Origin of the sequence: Flavobacterium sp. CLA17, from assembly GCF_013112255.2 — a bacterium.
GTDB classification, from domain to species: Bacteria; Bacteroidota; Bacteroidia; order Flavobacteriales; family Flavobacteriaceae; genus Flavobacterium; species Flavobacterium circumlabens.
In genome coordinates this window covers 252,774-275,782 of sequence record NZ_CP068294.1, presented here as the reverse complement: position 1 = coordinate 275,782, position 23,009 = coordinate 252,774, and the positions used below count along the sequence as shown (strand labels likewise).

The following is a 23,009-nucleotide window of genomic DNA, read 5'->3' as shown; positions in this document are numbered from 1 at the left end:
GTAATAAATTTTTTAGATAACATCATCGGGGCTATAATTTTGTTATCTGTATAAAGTGAAATGTCCAACAAACTCTCTTGCATCTTTCTCGTCATTTAGTTTAAGAACATACCAGTAATCACCTGTTGGTAATTCTGCACCGTTGTATCTACCATCCCATTTCTGACCTACACGATACTTGGCTACTACTCTGCCATATCTGTCGAAAATATCGAAAGTCAGGTTTTTGTATGCCAATGCACCACAATCAGGACCTATTAGATCATTACGTCCGTCACCGTCCGGTGTAAAGTAGTTCGGCAGACAGAAGTCGTAGAATGTACCCGGAACTAAAAGTGGGAATTCACAACCATTCTGATCTCTCACCACTACGCTATAGATATCTGTTTTATAGATTCTATACGTATTTGATGATGTAAATCCTTCATTGTTGAAATTGTATTCGTAAGCCGGTACACCACCAGAAGCTTTCACTTCGATAATATTCAGGTCTTTATTAACTGTCGCCGTAACGTCTATTAAATTCAATGGTGTAACAGCATCAATACGAACTGTATTGGTCATTCTTGAACAACCTTCCAGTACAACCTGAACACTATAATTACCAGTAGGAAGGTTTCTAAATATTGGGTTACCGGTTTGGGTAATTCCTTTAGATACTCCATCTTCAAATAAGGTATAAACGATAGTTGCTTTTCTTGTATCATCGATACTTGAATCAACTTCTACGGTAATGTTATTTACCGGAAGGTCATTCTCACAACTGTAGTTTTCCTTCGCGATCGGGTTTAATTTAACCGGATCCGGTAATTTAAGGAATACCTCATTGGTACATTCGTTAAGATCTTTAACTATTACGTGATATTCAACTCCACCTGAAAGACCCTGGAAACTAAATGTATTGGCGTCAACATCCGGTGCTCTGAAATCGATTGTAACACCATCTCCAGTTATACTGGCCATATAAGGTCCTACACCACCTGTAACTTCAACAAATGCAACTCCGTCTTTATCGCCGAAACAGTATTCCGGAATTTGTGAACTTACAATTTCAGCAACTTCTAATGGGTCCGGTTGTTTAACTTCTTCTTCATAATCACGGAAACAACCATTTGCATCCTGAACTCTTATGGTATAAAAACCAGGTTTTAAGTTATCGAAAACATTTGAATCAAAGAACTGTCTAAGGTTTGGATGTAATGCATATACATATGTACCAGTTCCTCCTGTTGCATTAACCGTAATTTTACCATTACTGAATCCGTTACACTTAACGTCTTCTACAGCTAATGTTGCGGACAATTCAGTATCCGGTTGTGTAATTTCGATTATCTCGAAAGGCTGCTCACAATCCAGACTCTGTACTTTCACACGGTATTGACCTATAGCAAGTTCTGTAAATTCACCCGGTGTCAATTGTGTCGGAGCCGGAGTAATTGCATTACCATTTACATCTGTTAAAATGTAAACGTAATTACCTAAACCTCCTTTTGCAATAGCCGTAATAGATCCGGATACAGATCCTCTACACTGAACATCCTGATGTTCGTATACTTCCAGTACAATTGCAGGAACTGGTGAGAATTCAACAGTAGCTTCAGCTGCAGCCTTACAATCATTTGAATCTTTTACAAAATACTTGTACGTTACATTTGCCGTCGTTTTTGGTAAATCAATCGTCACTTGTGATACAAATGACGTTGTATTATAGTTCGTTCCATCCGTACTATAGAAATAAGGACCTGTTCCACCTGTAGCTTTAAGAATAATTCTTGGCGTAATGGCACAAGTTTCTGTTCTGTCTATAGCTATAGTTGCTTCCACTTCATTTGGCTGGTCAACTGTAACTGTGTTAGATGTACCCACACAAGTCCAGTCATCAGAAACAGTAACAAAATACGTTCCTGCACCTAATCCTGCGAATACTTTATCCGGCTGGGCATCTCTGGTAATTACTGTACCGTTTGCCAAAGTTCCGTGTAAGGTATACGTATAGTTTCCTGATCCACCTGAAATAGTGTTTACAGTTAACGTAGCATCTGTGTCATCATAACAAAGAAGCTTTGTTTTATCTAAACCAACCGTTACATCAATTGTTTTCGGAGCATCTAATTGAATTGGTGCTGACACCTCACAACCGTTAATGTCCTTCACATATACTGTATACGATCCAACTGCTAAATTTTCAAAAACATTTTCAGTAGAATATGGTACAGCTTTGGCACCTTCTAATTTATATTGGTATTGACCTGGCCATCCGCCAGTTGCTGATACAGAAATAATACCATCATTGTTACCGTCTGCACAAGTAATTTGTTTTACACTTGGTATAAGTAGCAATTCTTCTGCCGGACCTTCAATACTAAATTCAGTAGTAACCGGACAGAATGGTGTATTAACTAAAGTAGCCGCTACAGTATATTTCCCTCTGATCAGATTAGCAAGTTTTAGTTCCGTTGATGTCGTAACACCACTTTGCTGTGTACCTGATTCATGTGTGATAACATAACTAAACACACCTGCTTCATCTGATGGTACAATATTGTCTACCAGTGTCAGTGTAACGCTTCCGTTAGTATCACTGAAACAAATAAGGTTTTTCACCTCTGTAGCCACAATTTTGAATGTGTTTGGCTCATTCACGGTATGGTACCTTACGATACTACATCCCGTTACCGGATTTGTTACCGTGATTTTGTACTGACCCACATTTAATCCTGCAAATAATCCAGTTGGACTAGAGGTAAGCGGGTAAGTATTTGGAGCAACACCTTCGATTGTATACTCTAAAGTTGGTAATGTTCCTTTTGTATTAATTGCAGTAACCTGAATTGACTCTGGGTCTTTACAAGTTATTTTAGTAACATCGATTTTTAAATCATCAATATCTGCATATGGAGCAATAATCACACTGTTAGACTGTGCCTGGCAATTGTTACTGTCGTAAACCGTTACGGTGTAAGTTCCGCCTAAGTAATCAAATTCCGTAAACGTATTTCTATCGTCTTTCTGAACTGATTTACCATCTCTGAAGAATTCATAGATCAGGTAATTACCTGAACCACCAACAACAGAACCCGGAGTTACGGTGATCGTCGCAAATTTAACTGCATTACTGCCCGTGTTACAAACATATTGCGTAACCGATGGTAAACCTATCGCCATTACAGCTGGCTCGGCAACAGTAATTGATGCTGTATCTGAACAACCTCTTCCTGACAATACGGTTACGGTATAAAGTCCGTAAGGCAAGTCTTTGAAAACAGGAGATTCCTGAGCCGGTCTAGGCGTAAATCCTGCAGGACCTGTTAAACTATAAGTATAAACAGGGTTATTATTTGAAGTTGCAATGGCTACAGTGATTGTACCATCTAAACCATCTTTACAAGAAACAGCTGTCGGAGTTAAAATAATTCCGGTTACATCTGTTGGTTTTTCTATTTCGATATCAAACTCTTTTTCACATAAAGTAACAATATCTCTTACTTCAAATTTGTATACAGCAGGAGCAAGGTCTGTAAAGACAGGACTAACCTGGCTTGTAACCCAATTGTCTTTCGTATATACATAACTGTTAGCTGGTAAAACCGTACCGCCTAAAGCATGTAACGTAATTTCTCCTGTTGCCGTGTTACAATCTGACATCACAGTTATTTCTCCACTTAGTGTAAGAGGTTCCAAAACAGTAACCGGTGCAAGAGCTGTTGTAGTACATTGATTTGCATCTTGTACGGTAACGGTATATTGTCCCGGAGAATAAACGATAAAGAAATTATCTGTTGTAAACGGTCCGTTGTCTAAACTATATTGTAAAGTTCCAACTCCGGTTGCCGTAACATCAATTCTGTATCCTAAAGCGCTGGCACACTGGCTCGCTACTTTTACATCTGTAATGGTCGGTTTAGGATCTAATGAAACATTTACTGTTACATGATCGAAACAACCCTTCGCATCTTTTACATACACATCCCATGCATCAAATAATGGGAACACTTTCGTCGTTACAATTGTTTTTGTCGGAGACGGTGTGTACACTAAAAGTGCTGTACTTGTTCCTGCAGGAGCAAATGCATAGGTAAATCCAGGAGTACCACCAACAATTGTTAAAGGATCTACCGTCAGTACTGCGCCGTCATTGTTACAGTTTTGGTTTACATTGTCAACTTTTAAACCAGCTAAGCTTAATACCGGTGGTTGTGTAATATCTACAGGGTTTGAAGAAACTATACATTCAGGGTAAGCTGTTTGTGTAATTCTAACGGTATAATTACCTCCAACAGGAAGTCCTGCAATTGTAAACGGATTACCTGTTGTAGCATTTCCTGTTCCGGACGCACCAGCTACTGCATTGTTTGCAGCATCGTAAACCTGATAGGTAAATGCACCGGTGTAATTGGTAATGCTCACCTTTATTTCTGCATCACTTCCTCCATTACAGCTTACCATTTGAGAAGCTGTTGCAATCACTTTCATGGTATTGAATAACGGAACGTTATATACATTAGAAAGAATGAAACAGGTTGTCGTTTTATCAGTTACTTTAAACTGATAGAAATGACCTGCATCCGGTGCTGTATAATTAAAGGTATTACCTGTTACCGGAATAGCTGAAGCGAACAGAATACCATCTTTATAAACATCATATTCAAAATTAGCCGGAACAGATCCGCCTGCGATAACAACTCTTATAATTTCTCCTGCATTGTTACAAGCTGCTTTAGTATCTAATGTAGCTGTAGCAGAAAGCAATTTAGGGAATGGGTTGATCGGAACCTGAATAGAAGCGATACATCCGTTACCATCTTTAACATAATAGACTGGATTTTGAACTGATCCGTTATCTATAATATTAAATGTATTGTTGGTTTGCCAGTTTGTTCCGTTGTCACTATAGGTATAATCTGTAACCAGATTAGTTCCTTTTCCACCGGTACCTGTAACCGTAACAACAGTTTCATTTAGGGTATTTGTTCCTGAACAACTATATGGCGAAGCTAAAGCTGAAGCCACAACCGGAGTTGGTGGGTTAATAATAACTGTATTCGGAGTAGAACAATCTCTTCCTGATTTTACAGTAACCGTATAAGTACCTGCAATTAAACCTTTGAATAAAGGATTGTTAACCTGACTAACAGGTAATCCGCCAGCTGGAATTGTACGTTGAATTGTATAAGTATAATCCGGATTGTTGTTAGACGTTGGTAAATTAAATAAAATAGAACCATCGCCTACCGTTCCCTGACCTGTTGAACAACTTGGTGAAGTTGGTGTCGCAGTAAACACAACCAGAGTTGGGTCTACCATTACTACAGCAGGAATCGGATACGCACAACCTCTTGAATCGTATACTGTAAATACATAACTACCAGCAGCTGTTACGGTGTAATCAGAGAAAGCCGGGTTGGTAAACGCCACTGGTGCAGAAGCTCCGGCGCCATTAATATTTACTGTATAAGTGTAAGCCGGATATCCGCCAACAGCACTTATTCTAATTGTTCCGTCTGGAGTAGCACCGGCACAATACAGGTCTTTTTTGTTTTCCGCAGAAGCGAAAAGCTGACCGTTAATTTTAGTTGCTATGGCATCAGTACAACCAAATTTATCTCTAACTGTAATAGTATAATCACCAGGTTTCAGATCTGTGAATGATCCTGAGGTTTGCCAGTTTGTACCATCAATACTAAATTCGTATGGTGTTACAGGATGTGGCGCACCTACAGAAGTAGCACTTACGTTTATAGTTGTTGTATTATCATTTACATAACAGTAATTAGAAGCGTCAATTGCAATTGTTGGATTAACCGGAGCGGTTAAAGTAAACGAATCCGTTACTTCACAACCATTACTGTCTTTTACAGAAATGTTGTAGGTACCTGCTACAGTAAGACCACCAAATATTCCATCTGAATTTGTTTTAACAGTCGCCCCCTGCGTTAGAGTATATGTATAATCACCCCAACCGTCAACAGCTGTAATAGTTACTGCTCCAAAAGTAGTACAACCTAATGGTGTAACCACTTTAGTTGCTGATAGCGGTGCAGGCGGTGCAGCAATGTCAAATCCTAATGGCAATGCCATAGAACAACCTGTTACATCATCGAATACCGTAAGGGTGTGATTTCCGCTTGACAATCCTGTTAAATTGATTGTTGCAGCTGTTAAACCGGTTACATCCGCGCCACCATCTAATTTATAGTGATATGTTCCCGGAGCAGCTGAACCAAAGCCTGACACGAAGAAAGTAGCTTTCCCGTCTGTAGCCGTAGCACACGTTATTCCAGTTGTGGATTGCTCCACTACGTTGATTTTGATTACATCTTTTACAGTATACGATGCCTGATCTTTACAATTTCTTGAGTCTGTTACTTCAAAAATATAGTCCCCAGCAGGTAAACCTAGGAAAAGACCAGAGTTTAAACCTGATATATTTCCTGCCTGCGCAAGTGGCGAAATGATTGCATAAGTAGGGGTACCAATACCTTTGGTACTCAACACCTGAACATCACTTGTAGTGGCCAGACATGTAATGGTAGTTTGCGTAAATGCCGGTTCATTAAATACCGGTGGATCTAATTTTAAGATATCCACAGTACCTGATTTAGAACAGCCATTTGCATCTCTCACACTAAATTGAATAGCAAATCGATCGTTTCCTGTGTCAATAACATTGTACGTCGTTTTAGTACTGAAATCACTTCCGTCAAAACTATATTCAATAGTACCTGTACCTCCACTTGCAGATAAAACAACCTGAGCATCTAGTCCTACATTACCAGGACCACACGTTAGTTGTGTAATAACCGGAGGATTAATAGTTAACTCATCAGGCTCACCTACGATTACAGTACCTGATGCTTCACAACCTAGATCGTCTTTTACAATAAATGAATAAGGTATACCATTATTTGAAATAGCTGTATACGTATCAATTGTAGAGAATCCTCCATTGTTGAAATTATACCTATAAGGTCCTTTTCCTCCTGTTGCCGATAATACAATAGTACCTGCACCGCCAAAACATAGTGGTTGTATAGCCTTAGCATCCGGTACAATTGGTACAATAGCGTCAATTGTTATAGGGTTTGTACTAATAGGACAACCGTTTACATCTGTAATTCTGAAGATATAAGTATCAGCAGCTCCGGAAGGCACTGCATAATCGAATGCTGTTACTCCGGCAACAACAGTTGTCGCAGGCGTAAATGTAACGAAACCTCCAGTTCCTTTCTGAACTTCATAGGTATAAGCAGGCGTACCGTCTTTAATTTCAACATGAATGACAGCGTCTTCCACTACAGTACCCGTAACCGAACAAGCTAATACTTTTCCGACAGTTGCTATTGCGGATGGTGTTGGATTTATGTCTATAGTATGTGTTTCAGGACAATTATTTTTGTCTCTAATTACAATCTCTTGCGTTCCCGAATTAAGTCCGGAAGCGGTATAAGTCAATCCATTAAATGGAATCGGATTACCTTTGTTAATGCTTATCGTATAAGAAGCCATTGAAGGTACCGGATCTGTTATTGTAACCGTAACTTCAAATGCGCCTTCTCCTGCACAACGATTAACAACTGCTAAGGCAAATACCGGAATTGGATCCTGGATCACTTTAACGGTTGCACTTGTAATACAGTTGTTTGCATCTTTAACCCAAACCAAATAATCTCCTGAATTAACAACGAATGTATTGCTACTATGCGCTGTTGTGAATGATGCAGCTGTTGGTTTTGGATCATCAGCGTCACCAATTGCTCCAGTATCTGTAATGATTTGGTATAAATAAGAACCTGCTCCACCTATACCCTGTGCGGTAACAATACCAGCTGTTGGATTACAATTGGCATTTTTAAGTGATGATGCCAATAGCGTCAATGGTGTTGATGATTGTTTTATTTCGAACATTGTTGAAGCAGACTGACAACCGTCAATAGTTCCTCCTCTTTCTGTGAATACAATATAATATCTTCCCGGTAGTAATGTACCAGGTCCTACTGCAGGGTAAGTAACTGTATATGGTGCAGGCACTACCGGTGCATTTAATAAAGGACTCATTACAGCATTATCCTGCTGTCTGAAAATCTGATAATCTACAGACGTTGTAGTTCCATGTTGTCCTGTAATAGTAAAGGTTACTTTACCATCACCAAGGTCTTTACACGTAACGTTCTGAGCAGTTGGAGTACCCACTAGCGTAGAAGCTGAACCAATAGGAGCATCTGCAGATTTCAAGAAATAACAGTTTGTGGCTAAATCATGAACCACAAATGTATACGTAACACCAGGGATCAGCGGGCTAAATGTTTTAACATTTCCGCCAACCACATCCGGTCCTGTATAGTTATTTGAATATGGTGCTGTATTAAATTCTAAGAGACCAAATTCATAGTTTCCACTCGTTACCGCTGCTGAAACCGTAACAATAGCAGTTCCTCCTGTTGTACAAGTCGATGGTGTACTCGTAACATCAATCACCAAGTCGTTTGGTGGAGAAGCCATTGTTTCCTCCGCGAATACCGGACATCCATTAGCATCTCTAACTTCTACGGTATAAACACCAAAATCAATAATATCAAACTTATGATCTTCTCTGGCAGTTGTTGTATAAGTAGCTGCATATCCGAAATTATTGCTAATATGGTAGGTATATTGTCCTGTTCCACCAGCAGCATTTATTACAGTGATTGACCCTAAAGTTGAACCCGGTGGTGTCGACAACTCATCACATTCTATGTTTTCAATAGCGGTACCAAACGTAATAGGGTCCGGTGCAATAACAAATGCCTGAGTTACTCCTGTTCCAATACAGCCTTTAGCATCACGAACCTGATAGGTATATCCTAAACCTGTTCCTGTTGCACCCGGTAAATTTGGAAAATAACCGGTATCATTGCTGGTTACCCAATTGTCAATAGTATACGTAAACGGACCAACTCCACCTGAAGTTACCGTAACTTGTATAGTTCCTTCTTTAGATAGCGTACACAATGTTCCGGTTGCTACAGCATTTACAACTGGCAATACCGGTGCAGTAACTTTTACAGGAACTGTACTTTCTGCAGAACATCCGTCAGAGGTAACCTGGAAATAATAATCTCCCGGCGCTGAAGTATTGAATACATTACCCGGTAAAGCAACATATGTTCCTCCTGTACCTAATTTATACCAGTAAGTATACGCAGCACCTCCGCCTAAAGCTGATAAGGTAACTTGTGCATCTGTAGTGGTAAATGGCGGAACGGCTGTACAGGTAACATCTTTTTCAGATTTAACTGTAAGCTTTAATTGATTATTAATAATTAATTTGAAAACCGGAGATATACAACCGTTATCATCTTTAATCGTTAAATCATAAGTACCTGGTCCGGAAATAGTTTTAGTAGGGTCTGAAGAGTAAGTACCGTTAACACCATACCATGTAGTTCCTGCAAAAACAGTTCCTGACATTACGATGTTAAGCGAACCTCCTTTGTAACACGTTACCGGTATTGGGTTTATTGTTGGCGGTGCGTCTCTCACTACTGTAAATGATGTAGTTGCAGGACAACCTTTTGCATCTCTTACAAATACATTGAAAGTTTCTCCGTCTACAACCGTATTTCTTGAGAAAACTCCTGTTGTATTATAATCTGCCGGGTAAACCGGTGCCGGAGTTCCCACTTTTGCAGAAACAACAGCATAATATAGGGTACCTGTACCTCCCGTAGCGGTTACTGTAATCGCTGTATTCGGTTTGTCACAATATACTTTTGTACCAGATGCCGCTGTAATCGTGATTGCAGTTGGATTGGCAAGGTTTACAAAAGCAGTGTTAGTACATTTTGTTGTTGGGTTTGTAACCGTAATGGTATACGTTGTTCCTCCAGGTAAATTACTGAACGTAACAACATTACCTACCTGATTTCCACCAGTAATGATAGCATTGGCTGTATTTCTCAGCACGTAAGTAAATCCGGTTGAATTTCCTCCAACTGTAAATTTAACAGATCCGTCTAAAGCATTATTACAAGATACCGCAGTAACTAAACTACCACTTACGGTAATCGGAACTACATTATCAATGGTGAAATCTCCGTCTTTTATACAACCGTTATCATCTGTAACTCTGAAGAAATACTTCCCTGGAGATAAATTTGTAAAAGTATAATCCTGAGCATTGATCCCCGTTACAACCGGAGTTGCCGGAGCAATTGCAGCCGTTGTACTTGTGATTTCAAATTTAAATGGCGGTACACCGTTAGTAACGGTAACTTTTAAATCGGTATCTAATTGAGTAGCGTCACAGCTAATAACATTTGCCTGTGCAAAAGCTAAAGCCGTTGGCGGGTTTAATGTATTTATTGTAGCAGATGTTGTAGCCGTACAGTCATTTTTATCTTTTACTGTAATACTTACAAGTCCCGGAGTACTTGTGGTAAATGTATTTGAATCTACATAACCGTTTCCATCTCCGTAATCGTATTTATATTTTCCTCCTGTAAACGGAGTACCATTAATAGCTGTTACCGTAATAGTAGCGGCTTGAGGAGCGTTTCCTGTTCCACATTTTACTTTAGTTGCTAAAGCTGAAGCTGTCAATGCAATAGCAGGCTCTGTAATGGTAACCGGGAAAGGTGCAGAAGTACAACTTTTAGCATCTGTAACTGTAACAGAATAAGTTCCTGCTTTGATACCTGTAAATACATTATTCGTTTGTGTAATTACAGTACCTGTAGTTGGTGCAGTCGGCGTTAATACATACGTATAAGTTCCCGCTGCGGGGTTTGTCGTTACAGTAACAGTTCCTGTAGCATCACCTTTACATTTTACATGAGCCGGAGTGGCAGCAGTAACTACTGGTTTTACAATTGCATTTATCTTTTGACTTACAACGGTAGTACAATTTTTACTGTCTGTAATTTCAAAATAATAAGTAGCAGCACTAGGAGCCGGATACGTAAACGAAGTCTGTCCAACTGCAAGTGTTGTGTAAGCGCCTGTAAATGGAGCACCTGTAGTATTTACTCTGTATTTATAGTCGGGGTAACCCGCTGTAATATTATAAACTCTGATAGTTGCACCCGGCGTAGCAAGAGAACAATCTAAATCTTTGTCTAAAGTAATACTTGCAGCTATTGGCGAAGCAATAGTTGTTGCAGGTAAATTAATAAAACAACCTGTAGAAGTATCTGTAACTTTAATAATATAACTTCCCGGGATTAATCCTGTGAATGTTCCGTTATTCTGGGTTACACTTCCAAGTGTATAGGTATAATTAGGTGCTGTATTAGGCGTTACTTTTATAGTAGCTCCTAAAGTACTCGAACAAAAATCTGATGTAACAGTATCTATACTGGCCGTTGGATTAACTTTAGGGTTAATTGTGAAATTTTGCGTTTTAGTACATCCGTTTAAGTCCGTTACTACAACTGTATAATTTCCGGCGGCTAATCCTGTAAAAGTATTAGACGTTTGATTCACAACAGCTCCTGCCGGACTTGTTGGTGTTAACTCATAATTTTTATAGGGTTTCCAGCCATCTACTGCATTGATTATTGCCTGACCTGGACCGTTACAGGTAACGTGAGTTAATGTAGGAGCGTTTAATGCTAAGGCTGCAGTCGGAGCCAAAATCGTTACAGTCTGTTGTGCAGAACAAGTAGTTGATGTGTTGGTTACTGTAATCGTATGTAAACCAGGACTCAATGTTGCTACCGGAATATCAAAAGAAGTTCCTGTTGCAGGAGATGTTCCTGTTACAGCCGGTCTTGTATCAACTACATAAGAATAATTTGTACCATTACCCAATCCTGTCACTGTAAATATGGCACTACCATTGGTATCACCAAAACATACAATATTATTTTGAGATTTAAACGATACCGCAATAGTTGGTAATGCAGGTATAAATATAGTTTCTTCGAATTTACAATTGTTCGCGTCTTTTACTTCAAATTTATAAGAAACACCAGCCGCTAAACCTGTAAATACATTTGATGTCTGGTAAGTACCAACCGTTGGTAAAAGCATTCTGTATTGTAAGCCTGCAGTTGGTAAAAGTACACCAGCCGCATTTTTCACATCTGAAATGGTTACGCTGGCCGTATTACTCGGACAAGTTACTTTCGAAGGCGTGAGCGTCATCGCTGCCGGTGGGTTCAATTTAGTAATTGTTCCCGCTGGTATTGTAACAGAACAACTTTTCGAATCTGTAATTGTAACAGTATAAACACCTTCTGTACTTAAATTATTAAATACAAGTGTTCCTTGTGGTCCGGCATATTTTACACCGTCTTTCAATAAAGTATACTGGTAAGAACCATTTCCTCCACTAACTCCTGAAATTGTTATTGTTGCAGGATTATCACAATTGTACAAAGGCGCCATGGTAGCAGTACCTTTAATTACATCCGGTTGGAAAACTTTAAACGAATAGGATTGCTCACACTTCTGTGCATCCTGAACAATATAAGTATAAGTCGTTCCTGCAATAGAACCGGCTAATGATCCGTACGTAGTGGTAGAGGTAAAAGCACCTGCACCATTAAACTGATATTTAAACGGAGCTACTCCTGTTAATGGTGTAATGGTAACGCTTCCGTCCCCTGCATTATTACAACTCACATTAGTTACACTCTCTTTTGCAGTTACGGCAATTTTAGAATTAACAATTGCGTCAACCTTAAATGGACAATTTTTTACATCTGTAATTTCAAAAGTATAGGTTCCTGAAGTACTCGTTGAATAGGTGAATTTAGGACCTGCAATACTACCACTGGTAAATAATGTGGTGGCACCTTTTTTAACCACATACTTATAAGGTGCATAACCTCCTGAAATAGAAACTTCTATAACTGCATTTGGTGCAGTGGTATCACAACTTAATGGAGTAGTCGTTAGTGCATTTGCTGTTAATTTACCTTCAATTTTTTGACTTACAGCTGTAGCATCACATTTGTTACTGGTATCTGTAATCAAAAAGTCATAAGTTCCTGTCGCAGTTGCCGTATATGTAAATGTTTTGCCTGGAAAAGTAGTACTTGCATTACCATATCCTGCTCCATTTACATTTACCTGATAATAGAATGGACCGGTACCTTTAGTAATATTAACTGTAATCAGAGCACTACTACCGTCAAAACACAAACCTGTATTAGAAACAATCGCTGCTTCTGGCGCTATAGGTTTATCAATAATAAAATCTACATTTTTGGTGTTTGGACATGAATTAGCATCAGTTCCTGAAACCGTATAAGAACCGGGTTCAACACCTGTTATCGTTCCGCCATTAACCGGGAACGCCGTCGTTACTTTTGTAACCGTGTTGGTAAGTATTAATGTGTATGGTTTCACTCCACCTGTGGCACTAGCTGTAACTGTAGCACCATCTTTACAAAGCGCTACACTTGGAGAAGCACTTATAGAAAAGGCGGACTCTGTTTTAATTGTGGTTGGTAAACTAACAATACAAGGATTTGGTGATGGTGCTTTTGGATCATCGTAGCTTACACGCACATCATACAATCCGGCATCTTTACCAGTAAAATCAATTTGGGCAACTGTAGACTTAACCCAGTTAGCGCCACCGTCTATAGTATAATAGAAACCTTTAAGCGGGTCGAAATTTTTAGCTATAATACTAAATTTACCGTCTTTAGCACCGTTACATTTTATATGATTAAGCCCCTGAACTTCGGCAGTAAAACCTTTATTGTCTTCTACTACCACTTTAAGTTTTTGCTCAGACAAACATGATTTTGGCAACTGACGTACCCAGATATCATCAAGAACTAAATCGTTACCACTAAATACCTCACTACCGGAACGAACCACAAAAGTTAAATTCTTATTATTTCCCGGATTCATTTTGATACTAATCGGAACCCATTTTCTTCTGTTCGGATCATTGGAAGGAGCTGCAATTTCTCCTGTATCATCTCTGGCCACAACATTACCTAAAGCATCAATTAATTCAACTCTGATAATAGGTGCAGCGCTGGCGTAACCCGGATTTAGTAAGTTTCCAACATAAAAATCTACAATAACATCCTGATTCGGAATAACATCCACAATTGGTTTACTGTATAAAATACCGTATTTACCTGCGGCATTACCAATATTTACCAATAAAAATCTTCCATCAGGATCTCCCGTATTGGCAAGGTTGTTTGGATTTGTTGTATGGTCTTTAAAGTGAAACCATGCACCTGTATTATTGCTTGATGGATCATCACTTCTCCAAAAGAAACTTGCTACAGAATAGGCATTATCTTCTACAGATCTACTTGGTGTTCCATTAGGAAATTTACATTGGTAAGGTGGGTTAACTCTCTGGTCATTGAAACAATATGCTGCTGCAATACCCGGTGATTTGGTTGGCGGTCCACTGCCAAAATCTTCTTTTAACAAATTACTGAAAGTTGGAGAAGATACCAGTTTGTATTTTACAATCACATCGTGGGTACCAACCGGAAGGTCTTTAAAGACATTCGGTGGTACATTGGTATTTAAGGCTGTACCTAAATAATATTCATATTCATAGGTAGTACTAGGATCAGTTGTTACCGTTACTGTAGTTGTTCCTTTTCCGTCACAAGTATAAGAAGTTACCGGAGTAAAAACAGGATCAGCTGGTCTTGGCTCAAGGATAATACCTGTCATAGGATAAACACAACCTGCAGCATCCTTAATATATAAAGTATAAGGAGTTGCACTTGGATTTACCCAGGCAAAATTATCTGTAATATAGGTAATTCCGCCATCAAAACTGTATCTGTATAAATTTGGTGCATCAAAAGGTATTCCTCCCTGAGGGTTGGTAATTCTAACCATTCCCTGATCTACATTACCCGGAGGTCCGCAACCGGATAATTCGGCTACTCCTGCAGATGCCGTTAACGGATCTGCAGCCCCGCCAATAACTACTTTTCGAACCGGATCAAAACAATCATCCGTTCCGAACGTATATTTCACGATTACATCGTAGGAGCCCGGAGCCAAATTGGTCGTTGGCAAAGTGGTATATGCTCCGTTATTTACATTATAAGAAACGGCATAACCTGAATTTGTTGGTGTAACCACCATATCAATCTGACCGCCTTTGTCACCATAACATTTACCATCTGTTCCTTTAATATCTACAGTTGGTCTTGGTGTGTCGGTGATGGTAACTTTTAATGGAAAAGTACAGTTATTATAATCTGTAACAATTACATTATATATTCCGCCTGTCGGTAATGGTCTTGTAACCGGAATTTTAGGATTTTTTCCGTAATCAACTCCGTTTACATTATAGTTGTAGGATGGAGGAACTCCTGGAATTAAAGTTCCGCCAGTTGGTAAAATTTCAAATTCACCATCTCCACACGCAAGGGTTTTGTTTATTTTATAAGTTGCTGTTAATGACTTATCGAATATTTCGACTGTTTTCATTTCGAAACAACCGTTATTAGCAGGAAGCGCCAGCGAATTGTTGGCGTAAACTTCTACATCATATTTTCCTGGAGCTAAACCTGTAAAAAGTTTATAATTCGGAAATGAAATTTTTCCTGAATTTTCTACGATTGTATTTGTTCCTGCAATTTTTACTATAAATTGATAATCACCCGGTACACCATCTGCAGAGGCTCTGATAGTACCATCAGCTCCTTTACAAAGTGCATCGGTAGGAGTTACTGTAGAAGCAAATGTCGCTTTTACAATTGTTACCTTAACCGTAAACGGACATGAAGAGGTTTGTGGATCTGGTGCTGTTTGTTTTACAGTTACCTCATAATTTCCTTCAGGAAGATTATTAAACACATTTGAGGTCTGGAAATTTGTTCCGTCTATACTATAGGTATAACCCGTATTTGGCAACGGATTTGTAACCGTTATTTTTCCAGGCGTTGAACAAGTTACATCGTCCTTTTTAGCTTTTACATCTAAAGGATTCTGGAAAACACTAAAATAAAACGTGTTCACACAGTTATTACCGTAACTCACAATAACCCTGAATGCTCCCGATTTATTTGCCGTAAAATTAGGTCCGTCAGGCGCTGCCTGTGTCCAGTTTACAGCATCTTCATACGCACAACTTGCAGGAAACCCTGTAGGGGGTACATCTGTAGAAACCTGCCATTTGATGCTTGTTGCTCCGGCAATATTGGTGTTAATTTCCCTGGTGTCCGTTAAACCACATAAGAAAATCTTTGGAAATTCTTTATTATCGTTGGCACAAAGGTAAGGTCTTTTTGTAGCCGGATCAATATTACTGGCATAAGGACTAACCGGATTATCATTAGCACCTAAAGCATAATCCTGAACAGTATACGTTTGAAGAATACCTTTACAATCAGGATTACCTCCTGTTTGTACCGTGTAGGTTCCTGCTTTTGTAACTGTAATTTGTTGTGTCGTTCCAACTACTTTTCCGGACTCATCTTTCCACTCATAAGTATTATATCCATTGGCTGCTTTTAGTATGGCGCTACCGCAAAGTGATACTGTTCTTTGGAACAAACAATCTTCTATACCAACCAAAAAATTAGTTGAAGTAGGATCGCCTACAAGACATCCGGTATTAAAGGAATAACTTCCGTCTCCATAAGGCTGTCCGTTGTTGGTTGGGTTTTCAGTACCAAAATAACGGGAAGTTGCCGTGTTTTGGATTTTATTAGAACAGGCATCAACCAATTCGTTACAATCCGCAACAACCTTAACTCTCAATATGAGTTTATATTTAGAACCTGATTTTACAACCAGTTTATCATCGACATTAAATACAATTGTTCTTGTGGCTGGATTATAAGAAGCAAATGAAATACCATTATCTTTATAAATAATATCGCTCGCGCTATTGAAAATTACATTTTGTGGTAATATATCCGTAATCGTTAACGTTTTTGCATTGTCATTACCCACATTCTGGAATCCAATCTCATAGCGCATCTCCTGCCCTAAAGTCACATCAGCACCATTTAGGTCATACTCCGTTACACCGTCAGCACGAACGCCTCGTACAACTTTTGTTAATACAATCTTTGGCTCAATAATATCAACGGCAAAAGTGGTTAGGAATGCTCCATACCCATCACCATTCGTCGTTAATTTAAGTGCTCCCTGCGTTTCACTATTTCCTAATACTTTATTTCCTGTATTATCAATATCAACATTATCAATATCAAAACCTAAGGTGTTTTCACTGCTAGGGTTTCTGTTTGTAACATGAGCACCTCCTCTTGAGATTGTAGAGTTGAAAAAATTATCCTTATCATTTTTTATAGGTGTAACAGTAGGGTCTTTTGGATTGACCGCATCCCAAATTTTCGTAAAGAGTTTTGTTGCATTTGCCGGTGGCGGCGGACCTGCTCTAAACTGAAAAGAATCCCCTTCTAAACCTTTATCTCCTTCTAACGCAGAAACACCAATTTTGGCATAAACAGGCAAAGTTCCCGGTAACGTTTTAAAACCTGAAACAGGAATATTCAATACATCTGAACCCTGTACCCCGGCATAACCATCAAAAACGGAAATAAATTTACTTGGCAGTGAAGGGCTTTCGTAAATAATAACCAGAGTCCATCCTCCTCCACTTCCTCCTTGTCTAACCCCTCTTGTCGCTCTAATATCAGCCACAGTATAAGGTCCGTTAGGATCCAGTTGACCAGCAGCATTCTTTACGGCCTGTAACTGCTTTGTAACATTTTTGTAACAAATAATTGGTGAATCTTTAAAAGATTGCGAGTCTGCCGGACCATAATAATGGTAACCGTCAAAGATAATATCGTCTTCCTCTCCCAACGGATCTGCTGCGTTATCTGCGGTTAACTCTTCATAAGTGCCATTAGGCACCTTGAACTTAATCTTATTCCAGTCATTTAATCTGGGTGTTCCTGTAAAAAATTGACTTCTATCGGTTCCAACTTCATTTGGGTAACAAGAGGCCCAGTACAAACCTGCATAAGCAATAGATTTACAACTATTATTAATGAGTAATTCTGCCATACTTGAACTAAAAGTACTGCTATCACCATCAACATCTATATAAACCGCAGTTTGCTCATTATTATTAGCTCCTCCGTTATACGGTAATGCCAGATCTTTTCCGCCAACAACACTATTTCCAATTAAAAGGATATCTCCTTTTACCTGCATACTTCCACCGGCTAGCCTGGGTGTAAAAGGTTTAGGAATCTGTGCATAAATTGTAGTGGTAAAACACAAAAACAACAGCATACCAAGAATCGTCTTAGCAGTTGTTGCTTTTACAAATAAAGGCTGCAATTTTGCATCAACAAGTGAAGCATTACGCTTTTGAAACTGATTTTGAATATCACAAACGATGTTTTTGATAAAAGTAAAAACAGTTTTTACTGATTTAAAAGTAGTAGGTTTTTCCATAGTCATCTTTTTGTTTACTTACACTTCATTCCCTAAGGGGCATTAGAAAATAAAATTATTAGTATTCTAAAATATTTATTATTATGTCCTTCTCAAAAATTAAGAAGGACGAAACTCTTTAATCTTAATTGTATTAATTCTCCACTTTTACGATAGCCATTTTCCCGTTATATGGCTTTTTACCTTTAGCTCCTAATGCTTCCTGAGCCTCAGATAATCCATCGAATTTATCGTAATAGATGTAATATTTACTTGTTGTTACATTATAGAAGAAATTAATATTCGTAACACCCGCAGCAACTGCCTTAGTTAAGAACTCATCTCTCTTTTCAACGCTGCTGTGTACCGCAACAATCAAATAATAACCACTTTCAGAATTTTTAATATTCTTGATAATCTGCATATTTGACTGGTCTTCACCAAAATCAAAATCACTTGCCGTTAAAGGTGTACTACTTGGTTTAGTCGTTTCCTTAATACGTTTAAGAGCTGCTATATCCTGTGCATATCTTCCCTGATCATTTTCGTATGCTGCCTGCTTGATTCTACGTCTTTTCTCTATTTCAGTTTCTGCTTTAATACGTTCTAAATTAGCAAGTAAAGCTGCACCGTCTTCTTCCATTTTAAGCTGAGCCGCTTTCAACTGATTTATTTTTTCCAGATAAGCTTTGTTTAAAGCATCATTTTTATTTGGTACTTTTTTAAGTCTTTCGTTATATAAATTAGTCAGTTTCGCAATCTCATCTTTTTGAATTTTATTGGCTTCGGCCATCTGTAATTTTAAAGCCTCAATCTGACTGTTTTCAGCAGCTACACTTTTGAACGGTTTTGGTTCTTTATAAATACCTTTATCACTTAAGTCGTTCTCTTCTTTTAAATCATCCAGGTCTTTTTGTTTGTTTGCTACTGTTGCTTTAAACTGCGCTAATAAATCATTTTGCGCTTTTCCTGATGCATCTAGTGATTGTGCCAGATTATCGATTGCTTTTGCTGTATCATCTTTAGCTAATGAAGCAGTTCTTGCAAGAGCATCTGCATCGGCTTTTGCTTTGGCATCGGCTAATAATTTTGCTTCACGTGCTTCCTCTGCTAATCGTAATTGTTCTGTTTCTTGTTCCGCTTTTAATTTTTCATTTGCTTCTGCATCAGCTTTCGCTCTTGCATCTGCTAATAACTTAGCCTGCTCAGCTTCCATATTCGCTTTGGCTTTAGCATCAGCTGCTAGTTTTGCTTGTAAAGCTTCTGCATCTGCTTTCGCTTTGGCATCGGCTGCTAACTTAGCTTGTAAGGCTTCTGCATCCGCTTTGGCTTTAGCATCAGCAGCTAGTTTTGCTTGTAAAGCTTCTCCATCAGCTTTCGCTTTGGCATCAGCAGCTAGTTTTGCTTGCAATGCTTCTGCGTCTGCTTTCGCTTTGGCATCGGCTGCTAATTTCGCTTGTAAGGCTTCTGCATCTGCTTTCGCTTTGGCATCGGCTGCTAGTTTTGCTTGTAAGGCTTCTGCATCGGCTTTCGCTTTGGCATCGGCTGCTAATTTCGCTTGTAAGGCTTCTGCATCTGCTTTCGCTTTGGCATCGGCTGCTAATTTCGCTTGTAAGGCTTCTGCATCAGCTTTCGCTTTGGCATCGGCTGCTAGTTTTGCTTGTAAAGCTTCTGCATCTGCTTTCGCTTTGGCATCAGCTGCTAGTTTTGCTTGTAAGGCTTCTGCGTCTGCTTTCGCTTTGGCATCGGCTGCTAGTTTTGCTTGTAAGGCTTCTGCATCGGCTTTCGCTTTGGCATCAGCTGCTAGTTTTGCTTGTAATGCTTCTGCATCTGCTTTCGCTTTGGCATCAGCTGCTAGTTTTGCTTGTAAGGCTTCTGCATCCGCTTTCGCTTTGGCATCGGCTGCTAGTTTTGCCTGGCGCTCTTCCTCTGCTACTTGTAATTTTTGAGCTTCAGCTTCTGCTTGTCTTTTTGCAGTTGCTTCCGCATCCGCTTTTACTCTTGCGTCAGCAATTAATTTTGCTTGTAAAGCTTCCATATCAGCTTTCGCTTTGGCATCGGCTACTAACTTCGCTTGTAGTGCTTCCGCATCTGCTTTCGCTTTGGCATCGGCTGCTAATTTTGCTTGTAGTGCTTCTGCATCGGCTTTCGCTTTGGCATCGGCTGCTAATTTTGCTTGTAGTGCTTCTGCATCGGCTTTCGCTTTGGCGTCTGCTGCTAATTTTGCTTGTAGTGCTTCTGCATCGGCTTTCGCTTTGGCATCGGCTGCTAATTTTGCTTGTAGTGCTTCTGCATCGGCTTTCGCTTTGGCGTCTGCTGCTAATTTTGCTTGTAGTGCTTCTGCATCGGCTTTCGCTTTGGCATCCGCTGCTAATTTCGCTTGTAGTGCTTCTGCGTCGGCTTCTGCGTCGGCTTTTGCTTTGGCATCAGCAACTAATTTTGCCTGTAGCGCTTCTGCATCCGCTTTCGCTTTGGCATCCGCTGCTAATTTGGCTTGTATCGCTTCTGCGTCGGCTTTTGTTTTGGCTTCCGCAGCTAATCTTGCCTGTAAAGCTTCTGCATCGGCTTTCGCTTTGGCATCTGCAACTAATTTTGCCTGTAGTGCTTCTGCATCCGCTTTCGCTTTGGCATCCGCTGCTAATTTGGCTTGTATCGCTTCTGCGTCGGCTTTTGTTTTGGCTTCCGCAGCTAATCTTGCCTGTAAAGCTTCTGCATCGGCTTTTGCCTTAGCATCTGCCGCTAATTTTATTTTAAGTGCTTCTGCATCCGCTTTTGCTTTTGCATCTGCTGCAAGTCTTGCTTGTCTTGCTTCTGCGTCTGCTTTCGTTTTGGCATCAGCAGCAAGTTTCTCTTTCAGGGCCGCATCCTCTGCTGCTTTAGCTTTCGCATCCGCTGCAAGTTTTGCTTTATTTGCTGCATCAATACTTGTTTTTGTTTTTGTTGTAGCAGCAGCTTTTGCTTTCGTTTCTGCAGCAATTCGGGCCTGAAGTGCATCAGAATCAGCTTTCGCTTTGGCATCTGCGGCTAAGATCGACTGTAAATCTGCAGCTTCAGCTTTCGCTTTCGCATCGGCTTTACGTTTTGCCTCTGCGGCGTCAGCTTTAGTTTTAGCATCTGCAGCAAGTTTTATTTTCAATGCTTCTGCATCGGCTTTCGCTTTTGTATCCGCAGCAAGTCTTGCTTTTGCAGCAGCTTCCGCATCGGCTTTCGCTTTATCGGCAGCCAATTGTGCAGGTGTTTTTTGCGGCTCAGCAGGTGTTACTGTTTTTGGTTTTGCTGTACCTTCAGCATCGGCTTTTGCTCTCGCAGCTGCTAATCTCGCTTTCGCAGCAGCTTCTGCATCGGCTTTCGCTTTATCTGCAGCTAATTGTGCTTGTGTTTTTGGAGGTGTAGCAGGTTTGGCTGTAGTTTTACTTTCAGCTAATTTTATTCTCGCAGCAGCCTGAGCATCAGCTTTCGCTTTTGCATCTGCAGCCAGTCTTATTTTTAAGGCTTCGGCATCTGCTTTAGCTTTTGAATCTGCTTCTAATCTTGCTCTTGCCGCAGCTTCGGCGTCAGCCTTCACTTTTTCGGCGGCTGCAAGTCTTGCTTGTTGTGCTTCTGCATCTGCTTTTGCCTTGGCATCAGCAGCCAGCTTTGCTTTTTCAGCTCCGCTAACTCTCGTAACGGGAGCAGCAGCAGTCGTCTTTTTAGCTATTACCGGTTTTGCTTTAGCAGGATCCATAAGGGAACCTTCTTCGTCATCACCATAATAGTAATTTTTATTCTTGAATTTGTAAGCAATAGCGAATTCATGAGAACCTCCTAAATTAGAGAAATTACCCATTCCTCTTTCATAGTTGTATTCAATAGCAATGCTTGGTGAAATATTAACACCAAGTCCGGCTGAAACTCCATATAAGGTATTGTATCCGGCCTGTGCCCAAACTCCTTTTGGAATTGCAACCATAGCCAATCCCGAAATAACGGTTTTGTCTTGTTTGATTTCTGTTTTAACGATTCCGGAGAATTTACTTCTGTCGAAAAAACCGTAAGAATCTATGTAACCTGTGTACATAGCATGCAATTCAATAGCTCTTTCCGGATCTTCTTTTACTACTCCTGAACCAAAATTGTAAAGGATTAAATTATTTACAGACAATCCGAAATCAAGGAAAGCAGTACCGTAATTAATACCCGGATTTACTGTAAGCAAAGTGTTTCCGGGATAGTCAACATTTAAACTTGCATCATCCGATATGATTTTACCCTTATCCAGACTGCTTTTGTAAGCGCCCACATTCAGACCAAAAGTCAAATTACTGTCCTCCTGTAAAACGATATTATGCGCAAAGTTAGCCACTCCGCCAAACACCGTCATTAAGCCGTAATTCTGTTGAAACAAACCAAAAGCAAAAGCTTCATTCTCTCTGAAACGGCCTGAATAACCAAATAAATAGCTGTTTGGTGCATTTTCGAACTGCGTCCACTGTCTTTTATTATAAAAACTTATGTACGCATTTTGCTCGCGCACGAAACTAAATGTTGGATTGATTAAATATCTATTAAACTTTAATGAATTTCTGATAGGTAACGAAAACGAAACAACTCCATCCTCAGGAACTTCCTGTGAATAGAGTACATTTGAAAAACCGTAAAATAAAGTTATGAATAGTAAAATTTTCTTCATA

At 39.6% G+C, this 23,009-nt stretch carries 2 protein-coding genes; both read right to left on the bottom strand.

Annotated features, from left to right (window positions below):
• Positions 1-42: 42 nt before the first annotated feature.
• Entirely contained in the window at positions 43-18,360 is an 18,318-nt protein-coding gene (locus HAV12_RS01125; RefSeq protein WP_171568104.1) for a T9SS type B sorting domain-containing protein, read from the bottom strand.
• A 133-nt stretch (positions 18,361-18,493) separates the two neighbouring features.
• On the bottom strand, positions 18,494-23,008 hold the full coding sequence (locus tag HAV12_RS01120; protein WP_171568103.1) for a type IX secretion system membrane protein PorP/SprF: 4,515 nt from the start codon (positions 23,006-23,008) through the stop codon (positions 18,494-18,496).
• Position 23,009 lies beyond the last annotated feature (1 nt).